The 1,158-nt window shown below is 61.9% G+C and carries 1 protein-coding gene; it reads right to left on the bottom strand.

Going from position 1 to position 1,158, the window contains the following annotated elements; all coding sequences use genetic code 11:
- Positions 1–1,158 (bottom strand): type VI secretion system Vgr family protein (locus AC1DS3_RS38875; protein WP_477129391.1); only part of this gene is annotated, 1,158 nt, incomplete at both ends.

The raw sequence follows: 1,158 nt of genomic DNA, 5'->3' as shown, positions 1-1,158 counted from the left end.
GGCGTTTGGCAGTGGGCATATGCCCCAGGGTCAGCTGGCTTTTGCCCGAATGCTCGGTGGAGATCTGTACGTGTTCCTCGCCCTTCCAGTCTTCAAGGTCGACCAGGTTGCCGCTCTGCGTCTGGATGAGATTGCGCGACAGCAACCGGTCCCGAGTGGTGATCAGGTCCTCCTGCCGGCTGTTATGCAGCGCGTGCGCGATATAGGGCTTGTTCGGGTTGCCGTCGCGAAAGGCAATGGCGACTTCGGTGCCCTCGATGAGCGGGAAGTGCATCCCGGTTTGCAGGCCGCCAGCATACTGTCTCGCCAGGGGTATGGCCGCGCTTTCCATGCCCTTCGGCCATGGCTCGAAATCGAAATCGAAGCGGACGACGTAGTGGCCTGCTTTTGTCAGGTACGCGTATTTGTATTGGCCGGGCGAGGTGATGCGCGCGCTCAGCGTGCCCTGGATTTTCGGCCAGTTTTCCTCGTCCAGCGGCAGGCGAAAGCGCCGGTCCGACGGGATGGCCTTGTAGGTGTTGCGGTAAGCGGCATCACGCCCGCCGGTGTGGATGACTTCGGTGATGACCTGGCCGTTGGGGGCTTCGGCCAATGGCTCGTCCAGGCGCAGGATACGCCCGGAGTGCAGGTTGATCACGTTGCTCTGGCCCACATAGATAAGCTGGCTAGCCAGCAGGGCCTCGTGGCGCAGCTGCGCCTCCCACTTCGCCTCGGCCTTGTCCAGGTGATGCGTGCCATAGATATACTGCTGGCCGTACGTTGTCTTGTCCTTGCGCGCGACGTTGGCCTCGCCCTTGATGGGTTCCCACGCCTGATCCGGGTTGTAGTCGGCGACCAGGACCGATTCGGGCACGGTCCTGGCGTGCACCTGGATGTCGGATACCGACTCGATGCCGGCTTCCAGGCCGGCGGTCTCACGATAGGGCACGCGCAGTTCGGGCTGGTAGACGTAGTGGTCGATGTCGTCGCCGAAGACGATCATCTCGCCGAACTTTCCCGGGATGAAGTAGCAATACAGCCCTTCCTGGCGCATCAGCAACTGGACATATTCCCAGTCGGATAGCTGGTACTGGAAGCGGAATTTGTGCTGGGTGTACTTGCGGCGCACCTTGAGGGAAAACTGGTGGCCCCGGAGCTCGTGCCGGCGCAGGATAGCCT

This window comes from Cupriavidus sp. 01L46 (assembly GCF_056399905.1).
Note: the sequence above shows the minus strand (reverse complement) of the source record. Positions and strands in the feature narration are given on the sequence as shown.